The organism is Caulobacter sp. 602-1 (genome assembly GCF_003931565.1).
In the GTDB taxonomy this organism is placed as follows: Bacteria; Pseudomonadota; Alphaproteobacteria; order Caulobacterales; family Caulobacteraceae; genus Caulobacter.
In genome coordinates, this window is record NZ_RRYI01000054.1 from 1 (window position 1) to 346 (window position 346).

Sequence of the window (346 nt, forward strand, 5' to 3'; positions counted from 1 at the left end):
TGCGCGGATTGCTCATTATTATGTGCGTCGATAATCTCCAACGCACGAGGTCCTTGCTGTTTTGCACCTACGAAATCGCTAAGTCTAACAAATGCGCTCTTCTTACTGCTGTATCCCTTTTCCAAAGTAAAGGTGCAGATTGGAACGGTGGCGCCTTCGAATCCGGAATATTCCAGTTGAATCAATGAACTGATGTGTTCCTGTCGGATAATCCGTTGACGCATCTGCTCATAGGAAGATATGAACATCCACACGTAAGGAGTCATGAAGCCAAGCTGCCCATGCTTAGGCACCAACTCAAACAGTCTATAAATGAATGCCGCAAAGAGATCAGCCTTGCCATCCT

Annotated in this window: 1 protein-coding gene; it reads right to left on the bottom strand. The window is 46.2% G+C overall.

Annotated elements, in window-relative coordinates:
* On the bottom strand, nucleotides 1–346 hold a 346-nt coding region (locus tag EIK80_RS26820; RefSeq protein ID WP_148099129.1), incomplete at both ends, for an N-6 DNA methylase.